This is a genomic window from Haliscomenobacter sp. (assembly GCF_965225875.1).
Lineage (GTDB): Bacteria > Bacteroidota > Bacteroidia > Chitinophagales > Saprospiraceae > Haliscomenobacter.
In genome coordinates this window covers 1,848,350-1,873,697 of sequence record NZ_CBDDBS010000003.1, presented here as the reverse complement: position 1 = coordinate 1,873,697, position 25,348 = coordinate 1,848,350, and the positions used below count along the sequence as shown (strand labels likewise).

24 protein-coding genes are annotated in these 25,348 nt (G+C 45.9%); 12 read left to right on the top strand and 12 right to left on the bottom strand.

Annotated features, from left to right (window positions below):
- The first annotated feature begins 1 nt into the window (after position 1).
- Positions 2 to 1,081, top strand: coding sequence for a 4-oxalomesaconate tautomerase (locus tag ACO08K_RS27825; RefSeq protein ID WP_421799767.1), 1,080 nt, complete (start codon positions 2 to 4; stop codon positions 1,079 to 1,081).
- Positions 1,082 to 1,086: 5 nt separating this feature from the next.
- On the opposite strand, the gene ACO08K_RS27820 is transcribed toward ACO08K_RS27825, so the two are convergent.
- Positions 1,087 to 2,547, bottom strand: coding sequence for a hypothetical protein (locus tag ACO08K_RS27820; RefSeq protein WP_421799766.1), 1,461 nt, complete (start codon positions 2,545 to 2,547; stop codon positions 1,087 to 1,089).
- A gap of 127 nt (positions 2,548 to 2,674) precedes the next feature.
- Positions 2,675 to 4,282, bottom strand: a complete 1,608-nt coding sequence (locus ACO08K_RS27815; RefSeq protein ID WP_421799765.1) for a gliding motility-associated C-terminal domain-containing protein — start codon at positions 4,280 to 4,282, stop codon at positions 2,675 to 2,677.
- Positions 4,283 to 4,494: 212 nt separating this feature from the next.
- Here ACO08K_RS27815 and ACO08K_RS27810 point away from each other — a divergent pair, with 212 nt between their 5' ends.
- The 3 genes from ACO08K_RS27810 to ACO08K_RS27800 all read left to right on the top strand — a co-directional run bounded on the left by ACO08K_RS27810 (position 4,495) and on the right by ACO08K_RS27800 (position 6,419).
- On the top strand, positions 4,495 to 4,890 hold the full coding sequence (locus ACO08K_RS27810) for a hypothetical protein (RefSeq protein ID WP_421799764.1): 396 nt from the start codon (positions 4,495 to 4,497) through the stop codon (positions 4,888 to 4,890).
- Positions 4,891 to 4,953: 63 nt separating this feature from the next.
- Positions 4,954 to 5,451 carry a hypothetical protein gene (locus ACO08K_RS27805; protein ID WP_421799763.1) on the top strand — a complete coding sequence of 166 codons (498 nt, stop codon included), beginning with the start codon at positions 4,954 to 4,956 and terminating at the stop codon, positions 5,449 to 5,451.
- 32 nt (positions 5,452 to 5,483) lie between these two features.
- Complete coding sequence (locus ACO08K_RS27800; RefSeq protein ID WP_421799762.1) at positions 5,484 to 6,419, top strand: HTTM domain-containing protein; 936 nt, start codon at positions 5,484 to 5,486, stop codon at positions 6,417 to 6,419.
- A gap of 127 nt (positions 6,420 to 6,546) precedes the next feature.
- On the opposite strand, the gene ACO08K_RS27795 is transcribed toward ACO08K_RS27800, so the two are convergent.
- From ACO08K_RS27795 to ACO08K_RS27785, 3 genes are all read right to left on the bottom strand, one after another.
- On the bottom strand, positions 6,547 to 7,125 hold the full coding sequence (locus tag ACO08K_RS27795) for a DinB family protein (protein WP_421799761.1): 579 nt from the start codon (positions 7,123 to 7,125) through the stop codon (positions 6,547 to 6,549).
- Positions 7,126 to 7,184: 59 nt separating this feature from the next.
- Positions 7,185 to 7,337 (bottom strand): hypothetical protein, encoded by a 153-nt coding sequence (locus ACO08K_RS27790; RefSeq protein WP_421799760.1) that lies wholly within the window; start codon positions 7,335 to 7,337, stop codon positions 7,185 to 7,187.
- Between the two features lie 496 nt (positions 7,338 to 7,833).
- Positions 7,834 to 8,415: a Crp/Fnr family transcriptional regulator gene (locus ACO08K_RS27785; RefSeq protein WP_421799759.1), complete on the bottom strand. Its 582-nt coding sequence runs from the start codon at positions 8,413 to 8,415 to the stop codon at positions 7,834 to 7,836.
- Between the two features lie 191 nt (positions 8,416 to 8,606).
- Here ACO08K_RS27785 and ACO08K_RS27780 point away from each other — a divergent pair, with 191 nt between their 5' ends.
- The 5 genes from ACO08K_RS27780 to ACO08K_RS27760 all read left to right on the top strand — a co-directional run bounded on the left by ACO08K_RS27780 (position 8,607) and on the right by ACO08K_RS27760 (position 14,448).
- Positions 8,607 to 10,187 carry a serine hydrolase domain-containing protein gene (locus tag ACO08K_RS27780; protein WP_421799758.1) on the top strand — a complete coding sequence of 527 codons (1,581 nt, stop codon included), beginning with the start codon at positions 8,607 to 8,609 and terminating at the stop codon, positions 10,185 to 10,187.
- Positions 10,188 to 10,235: 48 nt separating this feature from the next.
- Complete coding sequence (locus ACO08K_RS27775) at positions 10,236 to 10,760, top strand: gluconate 2-dehydrogenase subunit 3 family protein (protein ID WP_421799757.1); 525 nt, start codon at positions 10,236 to 10,238, stop codon at positions 10,758 to 10,760.
- Positions 10,761 to 10,777: 17 nt separating this feature from the next.
- Positions 10,778 to 12,478: a GMC oxidoreductase gene (locus ACO08K_RS27770; RefSeq protein WP_421799756.1), complete on the top strand. Its 1,701-nt coding sequence runs from the start codon at positions 10,778 to 10,780 to the stop codon at positions 12,476 to 12,478.
- Positions 12,479 to 12,612: 134 nt separating this feature from the next.
- On the top strand, positions 12,613 to 13,455 hold the full coding sequence (locus ACO08K_RS27765) for a sugar phosphate isomerase/epimerase family protein (protein ID WP_421799755.1): 843 nt from the start codon (positions 12,613 to 12,615) through the stop codon (positions 13,453 to 13,455).
- Between the two features lie 21 nt (positions 13,456 to 13,476).
- Positions 13,477 to 14,448 carry a Kelch repeat-containing protein gene (locus ACO08K_RS27760; RefSeq protein ID WP_421799754.1) on the top strand — a complete coding sequence of 324 codons (972 nt, stop codon included), beginning with the start codon at positions 13,477 to 13,479 and terminating at the stop codon, positions 14,446 to 14,448.
- 89 nt (positions 14,449 to 14,537) lie between these two features.
- Here the strand turns inward: ACO08K_RS27760 and ACO08K_RS27755 are convergent, their stop codons facing one another.
- Positions 14,538 to 15,551: a WD40/YVTN/BNR-like repeat-containing protein gene (locus tag ACO08K_RS27755; RefSeq protein ID WP_421799753.1), complete on the bottom strand. Its 1,014-nt coding sequence runs from the start codon at positions 15,549 to 15,551 to the stop codon at positions 14,538 to 14,540.
- Positions 15,552 to 15,666: 115 nt separating this feature from the next.
- Positions 15,667 to 17,439 carry a S41 family peptidase gene (locus ACO08K_RS27750; RefSeq protein ID WP_421799752.1) on the bottom strand — a complete coding sequence of 591 codons (1,773 nt, stop codon included), beginning with the start codon at positions 17,437 to 17,439 and terminating at the stop codon, positions 15,667 to 15,669.
- Between the two features lie 315 nt (positions 17,440 to 17,754).
- On the opposite strand from ACO08K_RS27750, the gene ACO08K_RS27745 reads away from it, so the two are divergent.
- Complete coding sequence (locus ACO08K_RS27745) at positions 17,755 to 17,988, top strand: DUF4160 domain-containing protein (RefSeq protein WP_013766498.1); 234 nt, start codon at positions 17,755 to 17,757, stop codon at positions 17,986 to 17,988.
- Positions 17,972 to 18,244 carry a DUF2442 domain-containing protein gene (locus ACO08K_RS27740; RefSeq protein WP_421799751.1) on the top strand — a complete coding sequence of 91 codons (273 nt, stop codon included), beginning with the start codon at positions 17,972 to 17,974 and terminating at the stop codon, positions 18,242 to 18,244. Before ACO08K_RS27745 ends, ACO08K_RS27740 begins: the two co-directional genes overlap by 17 nt.
- Before the next feature lie 2 nt (positions 18,245 to 18,246).
- Here the strand turns inward: ACO08K_RS27740 and ACO08K_RS27735 are convergent, their stop codons facing one another.
- The 4 genes from ACO08K_RS27735 to ACO08K_RS27720 all read right to left on the bottom strand — a co-directional run bounded on the left by ACO08K_RS27735 (position 18,247) and on the right by ACO08K_RS27720 (position 21,285).
- Positions 18,247 to 18,384 carry a hypothetical protein gene (locus tag ACO08K_RS27735; RefSeq protein ID WP_421799750.1) on the bottom strand — a complete coding sequence of 46 codons (138 nt, stop codon included), beginning with the start codon at positions 18,382 to 18,384 and terminating at the stop codon, positions 18,247 to 18,249.
- A 100-nt stretch (positions 18,385 to 18,484) separates the two neighbouring features.
- Entirely contained in the window at positions 18,485 to 19,216 is a 732-nt protein-coding gene (locus ACO08K_RS27730; RefSeq protein WP_421799749.1) for a DUF5131 family protein, read from the bottom strand.
- A gap of 1 nt (position 19,217) precedes the next feature.
- Positions 19,218 to 20,339 (bottom strand): three-Cys-motif partner protein TcmP, encoded by a 1,122-nt coding sequence (tcmP, locus tag ACO08K_RS27725; protein ID WP_421799748.1) that lies wholly within the window; start codon positions 20,337 to 20,339, stop codon positions 19,218 to 19,220.
- 184 nt (positions 20,340 to 20,523) lie between these two features.
- On the bottom strand, positions 20,524 to 21,285 hold the full coding sequence (locus ACO08K_RS27720) for a TrmH family RNA methyltransferase (RefSeq protein ID WP_421799747.1): 762 nt from the start codon (positions 21,283 to 21,285) through the stop codon (positions 20,524 to 20,526).
- 18 nt (positions 21,286 to 21,303) lie between these two features.
- Here ACO08K_RS27720 and ACO08K_RS27715 point away from each other — a divergent pair, with 18 nt between their 5' ends.
- Positions 21,304 to 23,748 carry a BamA/TamA family outer membrane protein gene (locus ACO08K_RS27715; RefSeq protein WP_421799746.1) on the top strand — a complete coding sequence of 815 codons (2,445 nt, stop codon included), beginning with the start codon at positions 21,304 to 21,306 and terminating at the stop codon, positions 23,746 to 23,748.
- Positions 23,749 to 23,824: 76 nt separating this feature from the next.
- On the opposite strand, the gene ACO08K_RS27710 is transcribed toward ACO08K_RS27715, so the two are convergent.
- Positions 23,825 to 25,225, bottom strand: a complete 1,401-nt coding sequence (locus ACO08K_RS27710) for a serine hydrolase domain-containing protein (protein ID WP_421799745.1) — start codon at positions 25,223 to 25,225, stop codon at positions 23,825 to 23,827.
- Positions 25,226 to 25,348: the final 123 nt, after the last annotated feature.

Here is a 25,348-nt window from a genome sequence, read left to right as displayed (position 1 = left end):
CATGCAAAAAGCCATTCCCTATATGCAATTGCGCGGTGGCAGCTCCAAAGGCCTGTTCTTTTTGAGCAAAGACCTACCCGAGGATGTAGAAGCCATCAAACGTAGCGTTTTGTTGGCCATGGAAGGTACCACCGAAGGCGACCCTCGCCAAATTGACGGCCTGGGGGGAGCCCATTCACTGACCAGCAAAGCGGCGGTCGTTGGCCCTTCAAAGCACCCTGATGCGGATGTGGATTACCTTTTTTTGCAGGTGGTGGTAGGCAAAGGGCAAGTTTCGACGGGACAAACCTGTGGGAACATCCTGGCCGGGGTGGCTCCTTTTTCGATTGAAACAGGCTTGGTCAAAGCAAGCGACCCTGTAACTCGGGTGCGGGTGAATATGCTGAATACCGGGGGAATTTGTGAGGTGTTGGTAGAAACACCTGGCAGGCAAGTAAATTATGAGGGTACTGCCCGGATCGACGGGGTTCCAGGCACGGCTGCGCCGATCATTTGCAATTACCTGGATGTGGCGGGGAGCACTTGTGGAGCTTTATTGCCAACAGGTAAGGTGCTAGATGAGGTGGATGGATATGAGCTGACTTGTATCGATAATGGCATGCCAGTGGTGCTGCTGCGCGCGGCCGATTTTGGACTCAGTGGGTATGAGTCGGTTGAAGATTTGAGTAGCAACCTGGAATTGAAAGCCCAAATTGAACAGATCCGACTCAAGGTGGGGCCACTCATGAATCTGGGCAATGTGGCGCAAAAAACGGTACCCAAAATGTGCCTGATTGCTCCGCCCAAAGACGGCGGTGTGCTGCATACCCGCATGTTCATTCCCCATGTCCTGCATGATGCCATTGGGGTATTGGCGGCGATTTCAGTGGCGACGGCGGTTGTGGTTCCGGGGAGTATCGCTGAAGGAATATCCCAGTTACCCAGTCAAAACGTTAAGCTTTTTTCCATTGAACATCCTTCCGGGGAATGCACGGTGCAGTTGAATTATGAGCTGCTGGATGGAAAAATAGGGGTGAAAAAGGCCGGGGTGTTAAGGACGGCGAGGTTGTTGAGTCGGGGGGAATTGTTTGTCGAGGTGTAGATAAATTAATGCTTTTTATGACCCAACAGCAGCTCAATCTCCGCTTTTACCTCAATATCTTGAGTCGAGTGATTGTTTAAGGCTTTTGATTCTTCAGCAGTAATCGGGCTAAATCTTCCGCGATAGTCATTGTAGAATCCCTGGTAGGTCAATTGATACAATAGATTTGCTTTTTTAAGGTAAAGGTCCAGGTGTTTGGGTTGGGCTAAAATTTGCTGCCAGTTTTTTTGATAGAATTCATTCAAAATTCTTTTGGTCGATTTACCCAGTTGCCAACGACTTTCGTAAACCAGTGCCCAATATTCGAGCACAGTAATTTCTTCCAAGTTAAGTCCTTGAATGAGATCATTCTCTAGTTTAACCATTTCATTTACAGGTAATTCAGTGCCCAGTAAAGCAATTTTTTTTTGTAAAAGTGCAGCCCCTTTATAATCAATGCCATGATCGCGGCAATAAGCCGTCAATTCGGCAAGTTTGGTGATAAAGGCACAAGGAAAAACAGGAATGAAATCATTTTTTACCATACTAAAATCGAAGTATTCACTTGCTGCAAGTTTCACCTTTTGGGGAGAACAAGAACTCAGTTGGATGAAGGCATCCATAGCCAAAGAGTCATTTTCGTTGCTCAGCAATTGAAATAAGTATTCTTCTTTGTCCAGAGATCTTATCAAAAGCTGAGGGTTGATAAATTTGGATTCTTGTTCATTCCATTCGAATTGCTGGTAATGCTTTGCAAAGAAGACCCATAAATTAAACCGCGATTTATCATCAAAATAATAATCATCCACCCATGACATTTTTCCATGTTCATTTTCTACACCTATTTCCATTCCTGTCAACCAATGTACCAATTGAAGGTAGGGTTCCGGGGACTTAAACCTATCATTATCTCTGCGATGGGTGAATAACTCTGCTGTGATCGCCAAAAGTGCTTTAGGGTCTTTTCTAGCGATGAGTGCTTCTACTTGACTTTGTTTGATCCATTCCAAATCCAAAAGCTCCTCAATTCGATCTTCTATTTCCTCTTTTTTTAGCGAAGAAATTTTACGAAGGTCAAAGCGAATTTCCCATTTTTCAGGGGCTTGGAGCATGAAACAAGAGGCCATTTTAAAAAACAGGAGCTGTTGATGATAGAGGCTTAAAAAATCAAAAAATTGCCTGCCCGTAGTAGAATCTGTAATGATGAACTCTTCGGGTTTAAATTGACAACTTTCTTTTACCATCTTTTTTGCGACATATGCCTCAGTGGTTACCCAGGGGTTTGAGCAAAAAAACAATGAAATGGGTGCCTGACTGTCAAAATAATGGGCTACTTCAAAAAGAGCGTATTGGTCTCCTTTTTTTAGCCTGGCTTCCAACTCATATAGTGGATGGTCTAAAGCCTGCCCGAACAGAACCCCGCCCGAACCAGTAGAGGAGAAGAAAAGCAACAGTGAAAACAAGAGATTAGAAGCTGGATGACACATGATTTAATATGTTGATCGATTCGTTTAGAATCAATAACATAATGCTTCACTGGCTATATGGTTACTATGTAGCAACCCCAATTTTTATATAGCGGCTAATGGGGATGACAAAAAGGGAATTTAAACCTCACCGCACCAACGTAACCCCCCCATACCGCACATGTTCCCGCCCATCTGCCAGAATAAGCGTAGCCACATAGGTATACAACCCCTGGGGCGCAGGTTCCGAGCGGGCAGTACCGTCCCAAAAGGCTGCCTCATCCCCAGGCTGCACATCGCGTGCCGACCAGACCAAGCCACCCCAACGGTCGTAAATATGGAAGGAGGCAATGAGTTGTAGCTCTTCACCACCATAAAAACCGAAGCGGTCATTTTTGCCATCATCATTGGGGCTAAAACCAGTGGGGAAGAAAATTTTATAAAAATCCAGGTTAAGCAGCACTGTGCTGTCACAACCAATGGTCGATTTCAGGGTGGAAAGGAATTGCCCGGGCGAACCGTATAGCCGACTACCCACTTTGAATTGTTCTCCCTCCAAAATCCGGGCCTGAACTGTATCCATCAAATCATCTTCAATGCTCAAACTCAGGCGCACAATGCTGTCACAATTGTGGATGGTTTTGACCGTGTCGATGTATTCCCCAGCCGAACGGAGCAGCCTTTGGTTGAAAGCATAACTTGTACCCGGACAAATTTTCCGAGCAATAAAATTGGTGGAGCGAGGAAACAAATGCACATAGGGCACCGTAACCCGGCAACCATCATCATCACTGATGCGCACCTGGTAACGCCCTTCGCCCGTTTTGACCTGGAGACTGGCTTTGGTTTCGCCGACCAGGGCTACACCATCCTTGTACCATTGGTAGTTGGAACCTTCGATCAGGGGAACTTCCAGGAAAAACTGATCATTGGTACAGGGGAAACCTTTGGCACTGATGGCATATTCGAAATTGCGCCGCTCATCGAGGACCAAGTTGTCAAAAAAGTAGTAAGGATTGGTAGCCTGGGCAGAAACTTCGCAGTCTGGCCCAATGGCCATGGCGTAGATGTTTTGCTGCGGAGTAACATTGATTTCATACTGAATCCACTGATTGGCCCCTTGAATGAATACCCGGCCCAATTCTACCCAACCAGGGCCATTGAGCGGACAACCGTAGGCGGTATTGCCTTTGCCAAATGGCAGTGAAGCACAATCAGTAGCCCCATAAAAAACGATGTTGGTAGGTGGCGACTCACTTGCCACGGTAAAGCCCACCCAAAACTTGAACTTGTAAGCTGTTTTTGCTTTTAAAGGCCCCAACAGGCAAGCACCAGCGTATTCTTTCCAGTTTGGATCGTTCATCTGCTGGTTAAAGCGACCATTGCGAAAACCAACTGCGGCATTGCCATCAGGAAAAGGGGTAGGTGCAGGCAAGTTGTTCCAACCCATCCAGCCACAGGTGTGTAAAAAATCAGTGGTGGCTTCCGAGGCCTGAATCCAGGTTTCTGCACAATTGAGTTGACTTTGGGTTTGTGGACAACAAGTGAATTCTTCAAAAGATGGGTTAGGGATCAGCGACTTGGGTTGGATAATAGCACAGGTGCAATCGGGATCATTGAGGTCGATTAGCCCATCGCCGTCGTCGTCGCGGCCATTCTCGCAGATTTCACCGCCAGATTGGGCAAAACACAAGCCGGGAAACTGCAATATTCCCAGGTAAAGCAGTAGCACGACACAATAAGGCAATTTTCTCATGGCAATCGCTGGTTTCAATGTAAACTTCACTAAATTAAGGTACAACAAAACCAGCAAAAGCGTTGCTTATTTTATTTTTTTGCCACACAATGCTACACCTTCCTGATCCGAGCCACTTACAAAATCACCCATTTGGGTGAGGTGGGTATGCTCCAATCCCCTGAACTTTGCTCCGAATTCCTTTTTTCACAAACCAAAAACACCAATTCATCATGAACAACCCATTGATTAAATTATGCCTAATTGCCCTATTGATGGTAGGAACAATGACCCAGGTCTCCGCCCAAAACGGCGTTTCTGCGGCTGACAAAAAAGCCATTGTTGACATTTTTAAAGGGGTGGATGCCAGCAAATACCGCCTGGTATTCAACAATGGTAGTGAAGTGTACGGTAGCAAAGCCATCAAAATGGCAGATTTAAAAACCTTAAGCCGAACTGGCGGAACTGCCGCTAAAGGCACCAAATGGACTTTCATTGCAGGTGACCGCAGTGCCAATGAGGTCTTTTACATCTACAGCGAAGGGGAATCAGAACTGATGAGTTTGTTGGGCAAACAGAAGATGAAAGCCCTGGAAGACATTTCTGCGAAGTACAATGACCTGCGTTAAAAACTAATGCATGGAGGGGTACCATGGCTTTACCGGGTCATGGTACCCACAACGCCTAAAACCATGTTCAGAAAAATCATCTATATCCTGGCCACTCTTCATTTGTTGCTGGTGGCTGCGGTAATCTTGCGCTTGTTGGACAATGATAAGGTGTATCAATTTGCCGAGAAACCTTTTGCCATTCTAACTGCAGTCAATTACTCCGCCTGGCGCTTTGCTTTTTTTACCCCCGATGTAGGCAAAAGCACCGAGGTAGACATCCTGCTGGAGAATGGACAGGGCAAAAAAATCCATTACTCTACGCTGGAAGGTTTTGATTTTTTGACCCACAATCAGGAGTCCGCCAATCGATTTTATGGATACAAAGTCCACGCTGCGCGCGACTCCACTTTCATCGATCTCTGCGCCCGCTCTGCCTGTACCTACCTGCTCAATGAACATCCCGAGATGACCAAAATTACCTACACGATGAAGGGCATCAAATATCCTGACTTGGCAGACTACCGCAAAGGGGCCAAAGTAGAAAAGGGCACTTTTTACCGGGTGCAGTTTGGCCTCTAAACTAAAATCCTATAACCCTAAAAACTAAGGATATGAATTTGTTCCATCATGGGCTTCTCCGCTTTCAACAGTTTTTCACCCAGCCCATTCCAGTTGCTCCCCTTGGTATTTTCCGCTTGCTGATCGCTGGTTTTGTTTTGCTGCAAGCTGCCTTGTGGTACCCGGATTGGGAAGCCTTTGTAGGCAGTGAAGGCTGGGTACAGTGGGAGATTTCCAAGGCTTTCAATCACAGCTGGCATGTACACTTGCAAGATGTTTACGTATTGCTGCGCCCTTGGGGCATCAATGATGGCCAGTTTATTTACCTCTTTTTTGTGGTATACGTGGTTTCCGCAACTGGCCTTTTGTTGGGCATCCTTACCCGGTTTTGGGCGATTTGCACCTGGGCTTGCCACTATGTATTGATGAGTTCTTTGCCGACTTACGTTTATGGGGTGGACATCTTTTTGCACATTTCCCTTTTTTATTTGATGGTCATGCCCGCAGCGAAGGCTTTTTCATTGGATGCCTATTGGGGTTGGGTCAACTCTGCTCCAGACTGGGCCTCAACACTGGCGATTCGGGTTTTACAAATTCACCTGTGTCTGGCCTATTTTTCGGCGGGGTATGAAAAAATGTTGTACACCAATTGGTGGGAGGGTGATGTCTTGTGGCGAGCAGTGATTCAACCAGATTTTCGCCAATTTGGGGTGTATTGGCTGAGTGAAGTGCCTTGGCTGGTGATGCTGCTGAGCTGGTTTACGATGTTCATCGAAACCTTTTATTTCATCGGGATGTGGGTGCCTCGATTGCGGGTGTTTTGGTTGCTGGCGATGATTGGACTACATGTGGGAATTGGGCTATTTTTGGGGCTTTATTTGTTTGGATTGATTATGATCCTGATGTCAGTTTCAGCGTTTGGGTACGATGCCTGGCAAGATGTGAAGGCTTGGGGCAAACAAGAAAAACCCAGGGCTGTAATCGCATAATCTAAGGTGCCCCTGTGGTGCCTTAAGCTTCTTAGGTGGTGAAAAAACAGAGAGCGACGTATGTTTCACCACCTAAGAAACTTAAGGCACTTAAGCAACACTCAAGAGATGGTATTCAGCCTTAACGTTACTTCACTACGGACATCGTTGGATTCGAAACCGCCTCCAAAGCCCGCTCTGCCTGCAATACATGCCGCCGGTGATGTGCTGTATAAAATCCAAAAGTATCCCCCAATTTCAAACGAATCCATTGCGCAATAGAAATGGGAATCCTCACTTGGTTCAGGTTCACCGCCCTAGCCGCTTCAATCAGCTTTAACATCCGCTCCTGTTGGTCGATGAATTGGGCCAGGGTTTCGGCGGGGTTCAAAAAAGTGGGCGGAATGGCATTGGCGGGTGATTTCATTTTAGTTTTGGAATCCGGTTGCATCAGCTTCGTAAAATAAGCTCCCAGCCAACTACTCCGAAACTCCGTTGCAGGCGTACTACCTGCCTGTTTCGCTTCCTGAATGGCTTTTTCAATGGCAGGTAAGTAATAATTCCCGTAAGCATTCAGGTGCGCCAGGCATTGTGCCACACTCCAACGGCCGGACGCTGGCTCCACATTCAGTTTTTGTGGCGGCATGTTTTGCCATTCTTGTACAGCTTTGTCCAGCATGGCTTCGGTTTGCTGGTAGAGGGTGTCCAAAAGTGTATTCGCTTGCATGTTTTTTTTCTGCAAACCTACGGGACTTCAGCTCAGAAAACCTTGGTAAAAACCAAGATTTAGAAACCTAGTCCAGTATCGATCCAAACTCTTATAGCAGTGATGAATACAAATAGGAACCTGAAAAACAAGATCAAACTGTAGCCCACGACTGAAGCCAACAGCAAAGAAGAAGTACAAATGCCCAGGATTTCAAGGGTGGCGTTTTTCATGACCTGTGGTTTTGGTGTTTTGATAAATGATGTTTACAGAGGCAAAATTCGGCTTTTCCGTGGCCAATAGCATCCGTAAGTCTACATAATCGGCATACGTAGATCTGCGTAAATCAGGATTGTACATGCATGAAAAACCCTGAAAAAGGGGAGGAGTGAGAACCTTGAAATGGGTAGTTTAAGGTGAATTCTGAATTGATTTTTTACCACAGAGTTTCTCAGAGCACACGCAGAGTTGCGCAGAGTTTTTTTAGTTTTTAAGAGTTATGCCACCTCCGGTGGATAGAGGTTGGACAATGTAAAATTTAAAGGTTTTACATTAGTGGTTTTTCAATGCACTTCTGAGTAATCTTTGCCACCGAAGGTGGCCTAAACTCTGAGAAACTCTGTGTGTACTCTGAGAAACTCTGCGGTGAAAAATGTTAAGGGTTTAGGGTGTTTGAAAATATGCCAATTTATTGGTATTCAAGGTAAATAAATCAAAAATCACATTGGTTTATATCTTGATTTGTCCCAGAAGTTTACTGAAGTTGGTAGGATCCATGCCCAGGTAATTGGCGATGTATTTGTGCGGGACGAGCTGTAAGAGGTGAGGGCTCCGGGTCATTAGTGTACGAAAGCGCTGTTCGGCGGTGAACGATTGTAACTCGATTTGGCGCACGAGTACACCTTCCAGAGTCTGGCTTAGGGCCAAACGGATCAAGCGTTCCAACAGCGGGTGTTTGAGCAAAACAGCATCAAAATCCCGAAAATTGGCGCGCAAAAATTTACTCGGAGTGAGGGTTTCAAACCAATACCGCGAAGGTTTTTGCAACAAAAAAGAATCGGCTACTCCCGAAAAGGAAGGGGCGTAGGTGAACACCAGTGTTGCCTCACGCCCGTCACTCCCGATGGCATAGGCCCGTTGAACCCCATCTTGCACCAGGTAGAGGTATTTTTCCACTTCCCCTTCGGCGGTGAGTATGGTTTTGCGCTTGGCGCTGAACTCCTGAAAAATGGCAGCGAGGTCTTCCAGCACTTCTTCGGGAAGCATTGGCCAAATAGACAGTAAATAATCGTGTGCATTGGTAATCAACATGTCGACGAAGGTAATTTATCTTCTCTAAATTAGTACAGATTTGGAAATGCAACAGCACCCTATTGGTTTTTCCAGAAATAAAAACATAAATTTGGCTGAACTATAAACAGGCAAAATTTATGCTTTTTACTAAATAAAGCGCCGAAGAAAACCCCTCTTTTACACAAACGATAAACTATAAACACAAAACAATGGGTTCAACGCGCCGTGAATTTGTGGCTCAGATCGGGCTCAGCAGCCTGTATTTTGGTTTGGGAGTCGGTTTTTCCAAAGATTTATTGCTCAAAACCAATAGCAGCCTCCCTCGCAGTACTCCGGCAGCACAAGGGGTTGATGCCGCCCGAATCATCAATTTTATCGAGGCGATCAATCAAAGCAAACACGAGTTTCACAGCTTTATGCTTTTGCGCCACGGACAAGTGATTGCCGAAGCTTGGTGGGCACCCTACGCTCCCGAGTTGCGGCATACCATGTACTCGATGAGCAAAAGTTTTGCCTCCACTGCGGTAGGTTTTGCGGTGATGGAAGGCAAGCTCAAGGTTAGCGATCCAGTGGTGAAATTTTTCCCTGAATCCTTACCTGCAAACATCAGTCCGGAATTGCAGCAGTTGACCATCAAGGACCTTTTGACCATGTCGGTGGGGCATGAAGTTGACACCTCGCAGGCCATGCGCAAGGAGGAAGATTGGGTCAAGGCTTTCCTGGCTTTCCCCTTCAAATACAAGCCCGGTACCCAGTTTTTGTACAACAGCGGTGCAACCTACATGTGCAGCGCCATTGTACAAAAAGTGACTGGGCTAAAAATCGTCGATTACCTCAAACCCCGCTTGTTCGACCCACTCCAGATCGAAGGAATGGATTGGGAAACCTGCCCCAAAGGCATCAATGTGGGCGGTTGGGGATTGAGGGTCAAAACCGAAGACCTGGCCAAATTCGGGCAATTGTTTTTGCAAAAAGGACAATGGAACGGCAAGCAGATCGTCGCCCGGGAGTGGGTGGAAGAGGCAACCAGCTTCAAAATCCAACAACCTGCCCCAGAAAAACCGACCAGACCCAATGCAGAAAACGATTGGCTCCAAGGGTATTGTTACCAGTTCTGGCGTTGCCGCAACAATGCCTACCGGGGCGATGGTGCCAATGGCCAATACACCATCGTGATGCCGGAAAAGGACGCCGTGCTGGTGATCACCAGTGAAAGCCCAAACATGCAAGGGCAACTGGACCTGGTTTGGGAACACATTCTGCCTGCTTTTGATGCCCGCAATTCCGATGCAAGCGCCATCACCAACCTGAAGAGCAAAACCGCAGGACTGGCTTTGCCTCTGGAAAAAAGCAATATCCCGGCACCCTGGACCAAACGCAGTTTTCAATTGGAGCCCAATGAAATGGGCTTAAAAAGTATTAAACTGGCTTTTTCCAAAGGCAAATGTACCCTTGATTGGCAGGGTGAAAAGGAAAACTATAGCATGAGTGCTGGCCTGGGGGCCTGGAAATTTGGAGAAACTACTTTTCCGGGCAATGAATTGACAGTCAAACCCAGTTCCCGTTCCAGTGGCATTCGTTTGAAAAAAACAGCGATCAGTGGGGCTTGGAAGGACGAAAATACCTTCATCCTAACCTTGAGGTACATTGAAAGCCCCCACCACGATTTGTTGACTTTCAATTTTAGCGGAGACCAACTCGAATTGAGTTTCAACAATAGCCGCACCCGTTTGAGTGCAAACAATAAAGATGTACGGCCGACCCTCAAAGGTCGGGCTGGTTCTATTTGATTTTTTAGTAGGCAACTTAAGATCACAACAACTCTACAATACTACTACATGCAACGACGCAAATCCATCAAAAATATCGCGCTATTGGCCGGGGGGCTGATTGCGCTACCCAGTTGGGCCAAGGCCTGGTCGCTGGAAACTTTGCCGCCAATGGCCGCCCTGCCGCTGCCTTTGCTAGAGGGCAATACCCTGGCGCTCATCATTGAAGCCATCATTCCGGAATCGGAAACCAAAGGGGCTAAATCATTGGGCGTGCCTGCTTTCATCAATACCATGCTGGCCGATTGCTATGAAAAAAAGGTAGTTGAGAACGTGGAAAAGAGTCTGACTCGAGTGGAAGGTATTGCGCAAAGCAAATTCCAGCAGGGATTTGCTGCATTACCAATGGCCCAAAAACAGGCGCTGCTGCTGGAGATTGAAAAAGGGGAGGACAAGGATTTAAAAGATTTTTACAGCCTGATCAAAAACCTTACCATTCAGGGCTACACTACTTCGGAGTACGTGCAGACCACTTTTTTGAAGTACGAAATGGTGCCAGGGCATTATTATGGATGTGTACCGGTTAAAAGCTAGTTAAACTCTAAACAAAAATGGCCAATCTCAATATAAACGCCCGTAAAAAAAACACCTACGACGCCATCGTCATTGGTTCGGGCATCAGTGGCGGCTGGGCTGCCAAAGAATTGTGTGACGGAGGACTCAAAACCCTCGTACTCGAACGGGGGCGCGATGTCAAACACATCGAAGATTACCCTACCGCCAACAAACATCCCTGGGAGTTTGAACACCGGGGCCAAGTGCCACTGGCGCTTCGGGAAAACTACGGCCGCAGCTTTTTGCGGGAAGAAACCCTGCATTGGGCCATTAAAGCCGATGAGCAACCCTTTGTGCAGGAAAAACCTTTCACCTGGACGCGGGGCTATCACGTGGGTGGCAAATCCTTGCTTTGGGCCCGCCAAACCCAACGCTGGAGTGACTTCGATTTTGAAGGCCCGGCACGTGATGGGTACGCGATCGATTGGCCGATTCGTTACGCGGACATAGCACCCTGGTACAGCCACGTCGAAAAATTTGCGGGCATTTCGGGCAACAAAGATGGCTTGCCGCACCTGCCCGATGGCGAGTTTTTGCCCCCCATTGAATTGAACTGTGTGGAGCAACACCTGCAAGGCGTACTGGCGAAAAACTACAGCGATCGGCAGTTGATACAGGGGCGTTGTGCCCACATCACCAGCCCTCAACCCATTCATTTGCAACAAGGGCGGGGCAAGTGCCAGCACCGCAATCTCTGCAATCGGGGTTGTCCATTTGGCGGTTACTTCAGCGCCAATTCTTCCACTTTGCCCTGGGCGGCCAAAACCGGGAAAATGACTTTGCGGCCGCACTCGGTGGTGCATTCCATCATTTTCGACGAGAAAAAAGGCAAGGCCAGCGGCGTGCGGATCATCGACGCCAATACCAAAGAAATGATCGAGTACTACGCCAAAGTGATTTTTGTAAACGCTGGCGCGGTAAACAGCAACATGATCATGCTCAACTCCATTTCAGAGCGTTTCCCTACCGGCCTGGGCAATGACAGTGGGGTTTTGGGCAAATATTTCACTTGCCACAACTATCGGGGTAAGGCCAATGCCTCAGTGGAAGGCTTTTTGGACAAAACCACCTCGGGTAAAAACCCCAGCAATGGTTACATCCCCCGCTTCCGCAATGTCTTGAAGCAGGATACCGATTTCCTGCGTGGCTACTCCATCGGAATTGGCGCCGGGCGTGGCACCGTGACCAACCGGGACGGGATTGGCGAAGACCTGAAAAACCAACTCATCCATCCCCAACTGGGCAACTGGGGCGTTAGTGCCTGGATGCAGGGCGAATGTGTGCCCATCGAGTCGAATCACCTGCGCCTGCACACCGAACTCAAGGACAAATACGGCATCCCACAACTGATCACTTCCGTGGCCTGGACTGAAAACGACGACAAAATGGTCAAAGACTTTCAGGAGCAGGTGGAGGAAATGTTCAGCAGAGCGGGTTTCAAAAACATCAACGCCAATGACACCAAGTCGAACCCTGGCTCCGACATCCACGAAATGGGCGGCGTGAGAATGGGTGCTGATCCCAAAACTTCCATCCTGAACAAATGGAATCAGGTGCACAGCTGCAAAAACGTCTTTGTAACCGACGGGGCTTGTATGACTTCCACGGGTACACAAAACCCGTCTTTGACCTATATGGCCATTACGGCTCGCGCTGCAAATTACGCGGTGAGTGAATTTAAAAAACGCAATCTGTAAATGGGGTTGAGGAGTTTAGAGGTTGAGAAGTTGAGGCTACCGCTAGCGATTTTGACAAGGACTATGTCAAAGTAACTCGCGGTAGCCTCAACTTCTCAACTCCTCAACTCCTCAACTTTATCAACCAATCAATCATGCAAAAATATCTGTTCTTACTGCTCTCAATCCTGTGTCTCGGCGAAATCCAGGCGCAAAAATCCATCTACGGCTTTCCATTAGGGGTACAAACCTACACCTTCCGCCGCAGCTTTCCGCTCCATGCCATGAAGGCGCTGGATACGATAAAAATGTTCGGTTTCACCGAAATTGAGGGAGGCGCTCCCAGGGGCATGAGCCCAGAAGATTTCCGTAAAGCCTGCGATGACCGGGGCATCAAAATCCCTTCCACTGGCGCGGGTTACGAACAATTGGTGAAAGACCCGATGGAAGTGGTCAAAACCGCTAAAATCCTCGGTGCTTCCTACGTGATGTGCGCCTGGATCCCACACAAAGGCAATGACTTCACCATCGTGGAGGCCAAAAAAGCGGTGGAAGACTTCAACAAAGCGGGTAAGGTGTTGAAAGAAAACGGCATCACGCTTTGCTACCACGACCACGGCTACGAATTCCGCCCCTACGAAGATGGCACCCTGATGGACTACATCATCAAAAACACCAACCCCGAATACGTCTCCTTTGAAATGGACGTACTGTGGACCATCCACGGCGGCGGCGACCCGGTTTCCTTGTTGAAAAAGTACAAAGGCCGCTGGAAGTTGATGCACCTGAAAGACCTGCGCAAAGGTGTGGCTGGTGACAACACGGGACATACCCCCGCTGAAAATGACGTGGTGCTGGGGACTGGACAGGCCAATTTTCCGGCCATCCTGAAAGCAGCGAAAAAAGGTGGTGTGAAGCATTGTTTCATCGAGGATGAAAGCAATTATGAAATGATCAATGTACCGAAGAGTGTGGCATATTTGAAGGCCTTGAAATAGACCCTTTTTAATCCTTTGCCTATGGCTCGCTGGATCTCTTGTTTGTTATTTGGCTTAACTGCCTTGTTCAGTTGCTCCAAAAAAGAAAAGGAGGTACAACTGCCCCTTGGCGTATGGGAAAAAGCAACGGATTTTCCTGGTGCTTCCCCCTTTCTAAGTGTCGCCTTTGTGATAAACGATGTCGCCTATGTTGGAACGGGCCAGCCATGGGCAAAGGATTTTTATGCCTACCAGCCTTCTACCAACCAATGGACAAAAATAGCGGACTTGCCTCATAGGCGGTCGGAAGCCATTGCCTTCTCTTTGCTGGGGAAAGGATACGTGCTTACTGGGCGCGACTCCCTGGGCATTCTGAAAGACTTTTGGGAATACGACCCCACACAAAACACCTGGACGCAGTTGCCGGATTTTCCTGGGCTGGGGAGGTACAGTGCCAGCGCCCTCACCTTGGGCAACAAAGCCTACCTGGGCACTGGCTGGACCGATCTGGCGGGGCCGACTGTACAAAAACAATTGAGTGATTGGTGGGAGTACGATGCGCTTTCCAGAACCTGGACGAAAAAAGCCGATTTTCCCGGCGGCCCCTGCTCCTTTGCTGCCGGGATAGGTTTGGGCGCTAAAGCTTACCTTGGTTTGGCGGGTCCAGGGCTCAGTCTAGGGCGACAATGGTGGGAATATGATCCCACCCTGGACAAATGGAAACAACTGGCGGATTGCCCGGGAACTACACGATATGGTGCGGGCATTTTTGCAATCAAAGATAAAATTTATGCTGGCGGTGGAATCAAAGGCCTGGGTTCCGACCCACGGTATTACATCTACGATTGGTGGGAATACGATCGATTAAAAGATCGCTGGCGGGCAGTCGCTGACCAGCCTCAACTCCGGGGAATTGGCATAAATTTTAGCATTGCTGATGTCGGTTACTGGGGGCTTGGCTTTGATGATGTGAATGGGATTGTGAGGGATATCTGGCGATTTAAGTTGGAATGATCGGGTGGGTCGATCAGTTCTAGATTTGGAAGTAGAATCTGACACGGTAGAGACGCACGACCGTGCGTCTCTACATTGACCTGAATTTTTCAACATCCTCCATTTCTGGGGATGGCATAAATCACATTGCCGGAAACCGATAAATTGAAGACCTTATTGCCCATAGAAGGCAGCATCAGTTGCCAGGTTTTTCCCTGATCTGATGATTTGTAAATGCCGCTTGGATGCCCACAAAAGAAGGATTCACCAACCTGAACAATCGAGGCAATGGAGAGGCTTGGTGGGAGGCCCGCATCGATGGCCTGCCAGGTTTTACCGCCGTCGTAAGATGTACGCACTCTTCTGGTTTCCGACGTGGTATTGTAAGTGATGGCCGCGACTCCACCTTTGATGAGCTCTATGGCGATACCCACGCCGCCCTCACTGATCACAGCATCCCAGTTTTCGCCACCATCGCTTGATCGAATTATCCCCACCTGGCTGGTTGCCAAGAGCACACCGTTTGACTCTACCATTTTCATTGCCCAGCCTCCGTCGTGGACCAATTTCCAGGTTTTTCCATGGTTAGCGGATTTAAAAAGGCCCTTGTCACAACCGATGAAAACGGTGCCTCCCGCAGTTTCATAAACGGTGCGTACCTCTTTCTCTGGAAAATTGGTGAAGACAGGCGACCAGGTACTCGTTTCGTTTGGTTTTTGTAAAAACTCGCCAGCGTAGGTATAGGCAAATATCCCGTTTTTACCGGGGGTAATGCTGCTGTGCGCGGCAGGAAAAACCTCTTTTTTCCAGGAAGCAGTGCTGGAATTTGCGGTGCTATGGAATATTTCATTGCCAGCACACAAATAGAAGCCCTTGTCATTGGCAAAGAAACCCTCTCCCTGCACATTTCCGGGTAGTCCTTTGCTAATGTCTTGCCAGCTTTGTCCGCCATCAGTGGATTTTAAAACAGTGTTTGCAATTTCCGCTCTGGTGCTATCTGAATTTTGCTGACTAAATGTTACAACTTCTGTCCTGGTGCTATCTGATTGTTGCTGACCAAATGCCACATCACCGATAAAGGGGAATTGGAAAAGGAGCAAAAAAGCAAGGTTATGGATTTTCATGGTAATCATTGGTTTGATGAAATGATGTTACAAAGGTATCGGAGGGTGATTGCCCTGTCGCTTTTTAATTGTAAAAGCTTGTAACGGATATGTAAATTATTTGGGTTTACATTATTCATGGCTGTTTTTTGGCTAGGCCGATGGTGAATTCTTTAACCGTATCTATTCCTTTCAAATAATCATCAATATTTTGGCTCACCTGGTAATCGGGTAAAATGCCCTTTTCGTCCGGCAGCATCGTGGCAGTTGATTCGTGGGTATTATTGGCAACATTGAATACCAGTTTGGTGTGTTTGAGCCTGCAAACTTTTTGGCCCGCCGAACAAAATTGATTGGAGCCCAATTCCTCGCCGACGATAGTGCCCAGATTCAACATTTTTACCAAGGACATAAAGTGCCCTGTTGTGGAATTGCCAAGGCCATCCATCATAAAAAAGAGTTTCCCCTTGAACCTGTTTTTAAAGGGCGCAACCGCTTCTTCACCTAGTACTTTTTCAGTTTTTCCTTCAAACTCTGCTCTGGAATAATACACGAATGGTTTTTTGGCCAAATACCGCAACAAATGGATGCTGGCGTATTGAGAACCACCGCCGTTCCAACGAACATCAATAATCAGGTTTTTGATGCCTTTTTGGCTCATTTCGGCCATGCTTTTATCGATAAAGGCTGTAAAAACATCGAGGTCGTTGAAAGGATAATAATTGAAGGTAGTAATGCTCATGACTGCCGTTTTATGGTCGCCCAAAAACTCCAGACAAAGGCCATCCGTGCAACGATAAATGGGATTTCTTCGTGGGTTGATTTTGCCTTCTTGCTTGTTCAAAACAACCGGCCTTTCCTTGCCTCTCAACTCGATTGAGTAGGTTTCCGGAAAGCCAAGTGCATACGGAATCATAACCGTAGCATTTATGTTAAAAACGTGCCGTTTGGTAGTTTGAATAAAACCCTGCGCAGTGATGTGCGGATAAATAGCGGCAATCAATTGGGAAACCGCCACGCCATTGATGCTTATTATTTCGTCTTTTGTATTCACTTGGCCAGTATTGCTCAAGGGGTCAATGACGTATAATTTTTCATCCACCAGGCGGGTCAATAGCGGAAACTTTAAATGGGGCGGCAATAGTTCATTTTCAACAAAAAACCGGCCCATTTCGGTGTGCGCACAATGGAGACTGGCAATGATTTCATTGCAATGCCAGACGAATTCCGGGAAAGTGGTACGCTCGGTAATCAGCGATTTTTTTTGCTCCACCAGCTTCCAAAGGTCTTTTTCGGAAATGAATTTGGTCGCGTTTGGGTGGACTTTCAGTAAGGTTTGCGCCAATTGATCCAAATCGTCGCGGTATTCTTTGCTGGTAAAAACCTTTAAAAACTGGTCGCTGAGTTGTTCGACTGGTTTTTCGGGGTGTTTGATGCGCTCTATTTGGTCCTCGGCATTGAAATTGTCGGGATTCATGGCCAATGCTTTTTCATAATTGGCCAAGGAAAGCGCCATGTCCCCATTTTTCAGATAGGCTTCGCCCAAACTGTCGTAAGCATTCGCAGAATTGGGAAATTCTTGCGCGATCAACTTGAATATTTCCAGGGCTTCCGCAACCTTGTTGTCCCAAAACAAGGAATATCCGTACATCGTGAGCTCGTCCTCGTTTTCAAAATTATAGGCACTATGGTTTTCTTTTTTCAGTTGATGATAATACGCAATCCGTTCAGCAACTGGTAAATGCCCATACTCCTTTATTTTTTGGACGATGGATTGTTTTGGCGCATTGGGACTGGCGCTCGCCGGGTTTTTGCCTAGCGTGTTGTGTGTGTTGTTGAGGCCGCACGACGACAGCCAACAGCAACAAATCAGGGTAAACACTTTTGAGATGACATGGATTGCCTGCATAAAAATTTAGGATTGTAAGTTGTTATTGATTTTGGGCAAACGTAGCGCCTTTGGGCTCGGAAACGGCTCGGAAAAATGTAAAATAATGTAACTGATAGGTAAAAGTTGGAAGGTGGGGGTGGGAAGGCTGGTTGTTCTATGTTTTTTAAGACGAGATCGGCTTATGGCTGTGCTAAACCAGCCACCTCAACGAACAGAAGACTGAATCCAGCGAATGTTGCTTTTGTCCGTAAGAACCCTTACTTTGCAAATCAAAACAGAGCAGTTTAGAAACGTTGCATGGTAAGTGTGAATGCTTAACTAAACATACTCTGTATGCCAACAATATTCCGTAAACTTGGCTTTCGCTTCTTTTTCTACAGCAACGAAAACACCGAACCACCTCATGTTCATGTCGAAAAAGGAGATGGTTATGGTAAGTATTGGATTGACCCCGTTAAAAAAGATTACATGCACAACTTCAGTAAAAAAGAAGAAAAGCAGGCAGAAGAGATCGTAGGGGAAGAGCAGGATAACTTCAAAAAAAAGTGGTATGAGTTCTTTAGCTGAATACAAAACCATCAAAGCAACCCAAGTGCGCATTGCTGTAGAGCGCTTTTATGTCATGCTGGAAGATGGCCGAGAGTTGGGCATTCCTTATGATTGGTACTGGCGGCTTGCCGAAGCTACGCCAGAGCAATTGAACAACTGGCGCTTGATTGCCGGAGGGCAGGGGATTTCCTGGGATGATTTGGATGAGGATTTGTCCGTGCTGGGGCTGTTGGAAGGGCGGAAGAATGTGAAAAGGGAGGTTGTTTCGGAGTGAGGCTATTTGCCTGAATAAATGCTTTGAATTGCTCCTATATTAGGCTCCCTCTTCGAAACATCTCGTTCAATTTCAGCAAGCACTTCTTCAGGAGTGACATCACCTTCAAATATTTTTGTTCCCCTCTTTTCGGTTTGCATTTTTTAGGTTTTATTTTTTGTTAAAGACCGTAATTTTCGCATACAGCGTAAGATCGTTAAGGGCAAATGTTTGAACTTTAATTTGTTTTCCAACAAGTGCTTATATGTTGTTTAGTAATTCAATTTCTGGCATTTCATCCCATGTTTTTCCTTCTAAGAGTCGGCCTGTTTTTTTCTTGTTTGTTCCCCCCCATTGTTTGAAGAAAAAAGCGACATTTGAATTTGAGCATTGATTTTTTATATCTCTAACCCATTCTTCTTTCATTGGCCTTGGTTTTCTTCCACTCTCACCACCTACAATAACCCAATCAATATTTTGCAAATTCATGTTTGGAATTGGGCCAATTAATGGTTCGCAAGAAAGAAATTTTACTCTTGCTCCGGTTTCTCGCAATAGGTCAATTCTATTAGCTACTTTATTGTTTTCTATTGAAACACCCATCCAGATATTATGCGTCCATTCTAACCAACCTTTGCTGTCATAGTATTTTAAAATATCTGCCCGCTTTGTCAGAACTTGAAAAACGTGTTGGGGGTTGTCTTTCATTACTTTAAATACTTTTCTAATGAATTCAATCGGAACATCCTTGTGAAACAAGTCACTCATAGAATTTACAAAAACAACCTTTGACTTTTTCCAAGTATAAGGAGTTCCTAATTCGTTTTCGTGAATGGTTATTTCAAAATTGTTCTTGTACTTTTCAACTCCCATGGCTTGTAAACGCTTGGACATTACTTCTGCATAGCAGAACTTGCAACCTGCAGAAATCTTGTCGCAACCTGTGGTTGGATTCCAAGTCATTTCTGTCCATTCTATTGAAGATTGAGCCATTTTATTTAAATTTAACTTTTGCGGTATAGGTAATTCTATTTGTTTCCTTTCCCATTTTATCAATCAATAAAACAAGGTTATCTGCCATTAGTTTTTTGATTGCATCTTTGTAATTTGGTTTTATATAATTGGTTTTATGGTTATGAGCAAGATATATATCTTCAATTGTATTGCCTTCATATTCTTGCTTGTTTTGAAGAATCGAATTTGCTAATTTATTTATTGAGTATATATTGAAATCTGGGTTTAAAACAGGTAGTGTATTTAAATTTGCTCCAAAATGAGGTATTCCATCTTCCTGGTACTCACTATACTTTGACATAATCTCTTTTGCTCTGGTTATTGCTAATTTGACTTTTGAGATGAAAAACAGATAATGGCTGGTTTGATCCCTATCGGGAAAATTGACCTTGAATTTTAATGTCAAAAACCCTTTATCTTCAAAAATACTTTGAAATGTTTCAATTATAAACAATTCTCTTTTTTGAGGTGAAGATTCTTTATCATAGTATTCATGAATTTTCGGTAAGTAATCTCCAAATATTTCAATCATATTTTGTTCTACCTTGCTATTTTTTACAGCTGCTCGAATCCTATTGAAATTGAATAGCATAAACAAGTCAGACCCCCAGTTCTTTATGGCGAACATGAGCATTTTTTGTGTAAAACCATATCCAAGAGGGTCAATGAAAGTTAAAGCTGGTGTATTTTCCTGAAATGCTTTTCTGAGCATTTCAAAATTGGCTGAATCATTCAAAATTATCGGCTTATACTTAAGCTTTTCGTAAAAATCGAGATTTGAGATATTTTCCTTTAATTGGTTAATTACCTTTGAGTCTTTGTCATTGAAAAATGTTTGGACATGATCATCGTAATCAATGAAAGTACCTTTACTTGAATAGATACTATTTAAAATTTTTATTGGCGTTGATGGACTCCCATTTTCGTACAATCCTGGCCCAGAAAACAAATCGACATAGAGTATTTTCTTGATCTGTTTATAACTTTGACCTTTGAGTAGTATAGCTGCCCAGGCCTTAAAATACTCGTTAAGTATTTCAGATTTGATTTCTGAAGCGCTACGTTTTTCTTTGAAGAAATCAGATAAACTTATTCCTGGCATTGTTTATTTTTTCTTGGACTTGCAGACAGGGAGCATCTGTCTCAATAGAAGACTAAGAATAGAACTACGGTACCTCTTTCACATAGTCATTAGTTTCAGTTAAGCTTATATAATTTTATTCCAGCTAGCTCCCCCAAACATAACCCATTTTCATCACCTATCCAACCCTCCCAACAAAATAACTTCACCCGCCCCCATTCCGCATCACCCCACAAATAATCCCCGTCGCCACTCCCGCATTCAACGACTCCGCCCCACCATTCGCATGCCTCGGTATCGAAATCGCCCGATCAATCAGCGGAATATACTCCTCCCGAATCCCCTTGCCCTCATTGCCGATGATGAGCAAAGCCGGATGTTGTACCTGTACCGAAAACACATTTTCTCCACTCAGCAGCGCTCCGTAAGTCGTCAAACCGGGAATTCCCGCTTTGAGCGCGGGCAGCTCCACCACCGCCGTTTTGATCCGCAAAAATGACCCCATCGTGGCCTGGATCACCTTCGGATTGTAGAGCTCCACACAATCCGGCGACAAAAACACCTGCAGAATCCCGAACCAATCGGCGATGCGCAAAATGGTGCCCAGGTTGCCCGGATCCTGAATGCCATCCAGGTACAAGGCCAAATCAGTAGAAAAATGGTTTATCCAGTCAAATTCGGGGGGCATTTTGACAATAGCCAACACCTGATTGGGCGTTTGAAGGGTAGAGATTTTTTCCAGCTCGGCGGTAGTGATGGAAATGATTTCTATTTTTCGCCCGGCAAACAAACGTTCATGGCTTTCCAACCATTCCGGAACCGCCAGAATACACTCCAGCTCCCACTGAGGGAAAGCCACTAATTCACGCACTATTTTATCACCTTCGGCCAAAAAGCATTGCAGTTCGCTGCGAAACTTCTTCTTTTGCAGTGCCGTAATATATTTAATTTTGTTTTTTGAAAGCATAGTGATCCTGTAGAAACCATGTCGAAATCAATGTACAACCCACTGTGGATGAGTTTGGCCCTGGGCCTGTTGCTGAGTAGCTGTAATACTACAAAGTTTTTGGATGTTGATCAATTTTTGCTGAAAAAAAACCAGTTACTGATCCATGACGAAGAAAAAATGGCCAACAAAGGTACCCTCACCTACGAGATGGAAACCTTGTACAAACAGAAGCCCAACAGCAACTTGTTCTTTGTGTTTCCCCGGGAATGGTTTTGGTTCAAAACGAATGAACCCGGCGATACCTCGGGATTTGACCGTTGGCAACGGCGGGTATTGAGTGAGGTGCCGGCCATTTTTGACGAAAAATTGTGCAACGAAACCGAAATCGCCATTGAGGATTACCTTAAAAACAAGGGCTATTTTAATTCAGAAGCCATTTATGAAGAGGTGCTGCGCAAAAAAAAGGCCTGGGTAACTTACCACGTTTACCCTAAAAAACGCACCTACATCGATACCCTCATTTATCATTCCTCCGACCGGAAGGTGGATTCCATGTTGCAAGTCCTCAAAGGGGAAAGCCTGCTCAGAAGTGGGGAACCCCTGGATAGCCGCCTATACGATCAGGAAAAAGAACGGATTGCCCTCTACATGCGCAACCAGGGTTACGCCAATTTTTTGTCCAACTATGTTGCCCAATTGACTGCCGACACCAGTCTCAGGAAGAATCGTGCTTTGGTCAACCTGGAAGTACTTCCGCCCCTGGAAGACAGTGTGCACCAATCCTTTAAAGTAGGAAAAATAGTGGTTTTCCCTTACTACTCCCCAGAACAGGAATCGCCCTACCACCCCATGAAAGACTCACTTATTCAGGGGCTTATTTTCAGAAATGAACCGGATAGCAGTTTGTATTTCAGAAGTACCTTTTTGGTGGATGCCGTCAAAGCCCGGGTTGGCATGCCTTTTCGTCAGACCGATCTGGAAGCGACCCAGCGTGAATTGGCAGCAAGTGGGGTATTCAAGTTTGTGCGCATCAAACAGCTCCCAAATGCAGAAGACCCCAGTTTGTTGGACATCTGGATTTTTTTGACGCCCAACCCAAAATTGGAAATGGGTGTTGACTTTGAAGTGAGTTTTACGAACCGGGCTACTCAAGGCCAGACTTTTAACCTGGTGGGCTTTTCCCTCCGGCCATCCATTCGCAACCGGAATATCTTCAATGGTGGCGAAACATTGGTGACCAGTTTTCGAACCGGGGTAGAGGTCAACAGTTTGTTTTCGAAAAAACGCTTTATCAATACCCTTGATGTCGGGTTTCAAAACGACTTATACCTGCCCAAGTTTAAGGATTACTTTGGGATTTGGAAATTGGCAGACAATCTAACTTACAACCACAATAAGCAAAAACCTGGAGGCGGATTGTACAATCTATTTAAAGAGAATGCTTCCAGCAAGTTTTCACTTGGGTACAGTTTTACAAAGTTCATCACCTTTTACGACATCAGCATTTTTAATATGAATTATGGCTTTGATGTTAAGTTGGGCAAACAAAAATCCTACTCCATTACCAACTTTGCTGCCGAGTATTTCAAATCGAAACTGACCGATAAATTTTTGAGTGCCTTTAACAACCAATTGTTCCTCCGCAGCTTTGACCCCCGATTTTTGGTAAGCGTATTGTTTCGGGGAATCACCTACGATTACATTGGAAAAACAAACAGCAAAGGCAGAAGTATTCAGGTTGGAATGAGTTTTGAAACCGCTGGAAGTGAGGTTTTGGCCATAAATTGGCTCAATAACCGGATTTTTGGCCGCGAAGATGTTTTTGAGATTGATGGGGTCAAATTTGCTCAATATGGCCTATTTGAAAGCTCTTTGCGTTTCAATCGCCAATTTTCACCCAAAACATCTTTTGCCTCACGCCTGGGTTTTGGCATTGTACGCCCATTTGGCTATAGTGAAGTTGTCCCTTTTATCAAACAATTCAGCGTGGGTGGCCCCAATAGCATTAGAGCCTGGCCTGCCCGGGGGCTTGGCCCGGGAGGCTACATTGATACTACGCTCAAAAGCAATAAGGTAGCAAACAACCTCAATTTGATTAACACCGGAGACTTGTGGCTGGAAGCAAACGCCGAATACCGATTCAACATTTATTGGTTGTTAAACGGAGCATTTTTCATTGATGCTGGCAACGTTTGGAGCTTTCAGCGTGATTCGCTGCGCCCGGGAGCGCCCTTCTTTTTTCAGGATCCTAAACTCACTTCAGACAACATCAGCCTAGGACAGTATGACCCCTTCTACAAACAAATCGCGATTGGTACCGGGTTTGGATTGCGTTTGGACATCCGCTATTTTATCCTGCGGCTTGATTTGGGTATGAAGATTCGCTACCCTTACCGCTATGAAGGTGAGCGTTTTTGGAATCCACCTAGTCAGTGGTTCAAACGTATGAATTTGAATTTGGGTTTGGGAATGCCATTTTAATTGAACTATTGAAGGGTTAACCACTCCGGTCACTGAGCGAAGCCGAAGTGTAAGGAGTGGTTAACCCTTCAATAGTTCAATTAACCATAATCCCGGCAATTTTCCCTCCATCCAGTTCCATCTCAATCGTTAGGGGTGAACCCGTAAAATTGATCATAAAACCCCGGTCATGGACATTGATGGTCGCCAGTTCCAGGTTTTTGACTTCGCCACCCAGTTGGGTTAGGACTTTTAAGTGTTGCTCCATTGGGAAATCTTCCTTGAAGCGGGGCACAAAAAGGCTATCGATCATGGCTCTGATTTCTTTCTCATCACCAGAGCTAATGGTCTGTATAAAGTTTTTGATCAAACCATCGTACTGCGATTGATCCACGGGAATAGCTTTGGATGGATCATTGATCTTGAGTTCGGGTACAAAATCGGGCAAAATACAGGTCCGTGCACATTGGGTCGCTAGTTGATGGTATTCGCGTTTGGTTGCATTGGTCATCAGGATAACGGTCAGGTCTTCGTCCACGTAACGCAGGAAATCGCAGAAGTAGATGCCATTGCCACCATTGTGCGCAATCAGGGTCGTTTGGCGTGGCGTGGGAAAAATCGCCCAACCATAGCCGTAATAGCTGCCCGCACCTTCACCTTCTTCAATGTGGCGGCCATAATACTTGGCCTTCGCTTCTTTACTCAGGATTTTTTCACCCAGCAGGGCCTGGTGCCATTTGTACAATTCTTCCACAGTGCTCAGGATACCCCCGTTGGCGCGGAGGTGCCAGTATGGCCCATCTTTGGCCCAGTTTTTTTCATTGATCTTGCCCCAATTGCGCTCGCCTCGGTAGCCAGTGGCCACATTGGCTGATTTAAAGCCGGGCAAAACGTAACCCGTTTGGGTCATTCCTGCTGGTTTGAAGAGGTACTTGTTGAGGAAAGCTTCATAGGGTTCCTTGCTCACTTGCTCCAGAATAATGCCCAGCAGACTGTAGCCCACATTGGAGTACTCATACGCCTTGCCAGGGCTGAACAAAAGGGGTTGGTCCATGGCCATTTTGACAAACTCCTCCGTGGTGATACTGGCATAATCGTCGCCAATCGCACCTGGAAAACCAGCGCTATGGGTGAGCAGGTGGTGCAGGGTAATGCCTTGTTTGTCGGCAGGAACATTGGGGAAATACTTGCTGATGGGGTCTTCTACTTTGAGTTTGCCCATCATTTCCAGTTTCAAAATAGCAGCTCCGGTGAATTGTTTGGTAACGGAGCCAATGCAAGAGATGGTTTGGGGCGTGAAGGCGGTTTTGGCCTCACGGTCACTCAGTCCGTACCCTTTTTTGAACACCTGACCTTTCCAGGACACCAGCACACTGCCGCTGAAGTTGTGTTTTTGGTTCAATTCACTTAAAAAGCGGTCAATTTTGTCGAAAGCCGGATTTTGCCCACTCAAATGGAAACAAAACAGGAGGAGTAGGGCTAAAAAATGAAGTTTCATAAAGTTTGATTTTGTCATGTATTTTTTGATTTCGATTCAAAATTGGGGGCTTTATGGCTGTTTTTCTGGAGCTTTATGTGAAATGCCCTGGCTTTTATGTGAACGGGAAAGGGAAGTAGGAAA

What these genes read in the sequence shown, in the direction of transcription:
- ACO08K_RS27825 (WP_421799767.1), top strand. Translation starts at nt 2, where the DNA reads ATGCAAAAAGCCATTCCCTATATGCAATTGCGCGGTGGCAGCTCCAAA.
- ACO08K_RS27820 (WP_421799766.1), bottom strand. Translation starts at nt 2,547, where the DNA reads ATGTGTCATCCAGCTTCTAATCTCTTGTTTTCACTGTTGCTTTTCTTC.
- ACO08K_RS27815 (WP_421799765.1), bottom strand. Translation starts at nt 4,282, where the DNA reads ATGAGAAAATTGCCTTATTGTGTCGTGCTACTGCTTTACCTGGGAATA.
- ACO08K_RS27810 (WP_421799764.1), top strand. Translation starts at nt 4,495, where the DNA reads ATGAACAACCCATTGATTAAATTATGCCTAATTGCCCTATTGATGGTA.
- ACO08K_RS27805 (WP_421799763.1), top strand. Translation starts at nt 4,954, where the DNA reads ATGTTCAGAAAAATCATCTATATCCTGGCCACTCTTCATTTGTTGCTG.
- ACO08K_RS27800 (WP_421799762.1), top strand. Translation starts at nt 5,484, where the DNA reads ATGAATTTGTTCCATCATGGGCTTCTCCGCTTTCAACAGTTTTTCACC.
- ACO08K_RS27795 (WP_421799761.1), bottom strand. Translation starts at nt 7,125, where the DNA reads ATGCAAGCGAATACACTTTTGGACACCCTCTACCAGCAAACCGAAGCC.
- ACO08K_RS27790 (WP_421799760.1), bottom strand. Translation starts at nt 7,337, where the DNA reads ATGAAAAACGCCACCCTTGAAATCCTGGGCATTTGTACTTCTTCTTTG.
- ACO08K_RS27785 (WP_421799759.1), bottom strand. Translation starts at nt 8,415, where the DNA reads ATGTTGATTACCAATGCACACGATTATTTACTGTCTATTTGGCCAATG.
- ACO08K_RS27780 (WP_421799758.1), top strand. Translation starts at nt 8,607, where the DNA reads ATGGGTTCAACGCGCCGTGAATTTGTGGCTCAGATCGGGCTCAGCAGC.
- ACO08K_RS27775 (WP_421799757.1), top strand. Translation starts at nt 10,236, where the DNA reads ATGCAACGACGCAAATCCATCAAAAATATCGCGCTATTGGCCGGGGGG.
- ACO08K_RS27770 (WP_421799756.1), top strand. Translation starts at nt 10,778, where the DNA reads ATGGCCAATCTCAATATAAACGCCCGTAAAAAAAACACCTACGACGCC.
- ACO08K_RS27765 (WP_421799755.1), top strand. Translation starts at nt 12,613, where the DNA reads ATGCAAAAATATCTGTTCTTACTGCTCTCAATCCTGTGTCTCGGCGAA.
- ACO08K_RS27760 (WP_421799754.1), top strand. Translation starts at nt 13,477, where the DNA reads ATGGCTCGCTGGATCTCTTGTTTGTTATTTGGCTTAACTGCCTTGTTC.
- ACO08K_RS27755 (WP_421799753.1), bottom strand. Translation starts at nt 15,551, where the DNA reads ATGAAAATCCATAACCTTGCTTTTTTGCTCCTTTTCCAATTCCCCTTT.
- ACO08K_RS27750 (WP_421799752.1), bottom strand. Translation starts at nt 17,439, where the DNA reads ATGCAGGCAATCCATGTCATCTCAAAAGTGTTTACCCTGATTTGTTGC.
- ACO08K_RS27745 (WP_013766498.1), top strand. Translation starts at nt 17,755, where the DNA reads ATGCCAACAATATTCCGTAAACTTGGCTTTCGCTTCTTTTTCTACAGC.
- ACO08K_RS27740 (WP_421799751.1), top strand. Translation starts at nt 17,972, where the DNA reads ATGAGTTCTTTAGCTGAATACAAAACCATCAAAGCAACCCAAGTGCGC.
- ACO08K_RS27735 (WP_421799750.1), bottom strand. Translation starts at nt 18,384, where the DNA reads ATGCAAACCGAAAAGAGGGGAACAAAAATATTTGAAGGTGATGTCACT.
- ACO08K_RS27730 (WP_421799749.1), bottom strand. Translation starts at nt 19,216, where the DNA reads ATGGCTCAATCTTCAATAGAATGGACAGAAATGACTTGGAATCCAACC.
- tcmP (WP_421799748.1), bottom strand. Translation starts at nt 20,339, where the DNA reads ATGCCAGGAATAAGTTTATCTGATTTCTTCAAAGAAAAACGTAGCGCT.
- ACO08K_RS27720 (WP_421799747.1), bottom strand. Translation starts at nt 21,285, where the DNA reads ATGCTTTCAAAAAACAAAATTAAATATATTACGGCACTGCAAAAGAAG.
- ACO08K_RS27715 (WP_421799746.1), top strand. Translation starts at nt 21,304, where the DNA reads ATGTCGAAATCAATGTACAACCCACTGTGGATGAGTTTGGCCCTGGGC.
- ACO08K_RS27710 (WP_421799745.1), bottom strand. Translation starts at nt 25,225, where the DNA reads ATGAAACTTCATTTTTTAGCCCTACTCCTCCTGTTTTGTTTCCATTTG.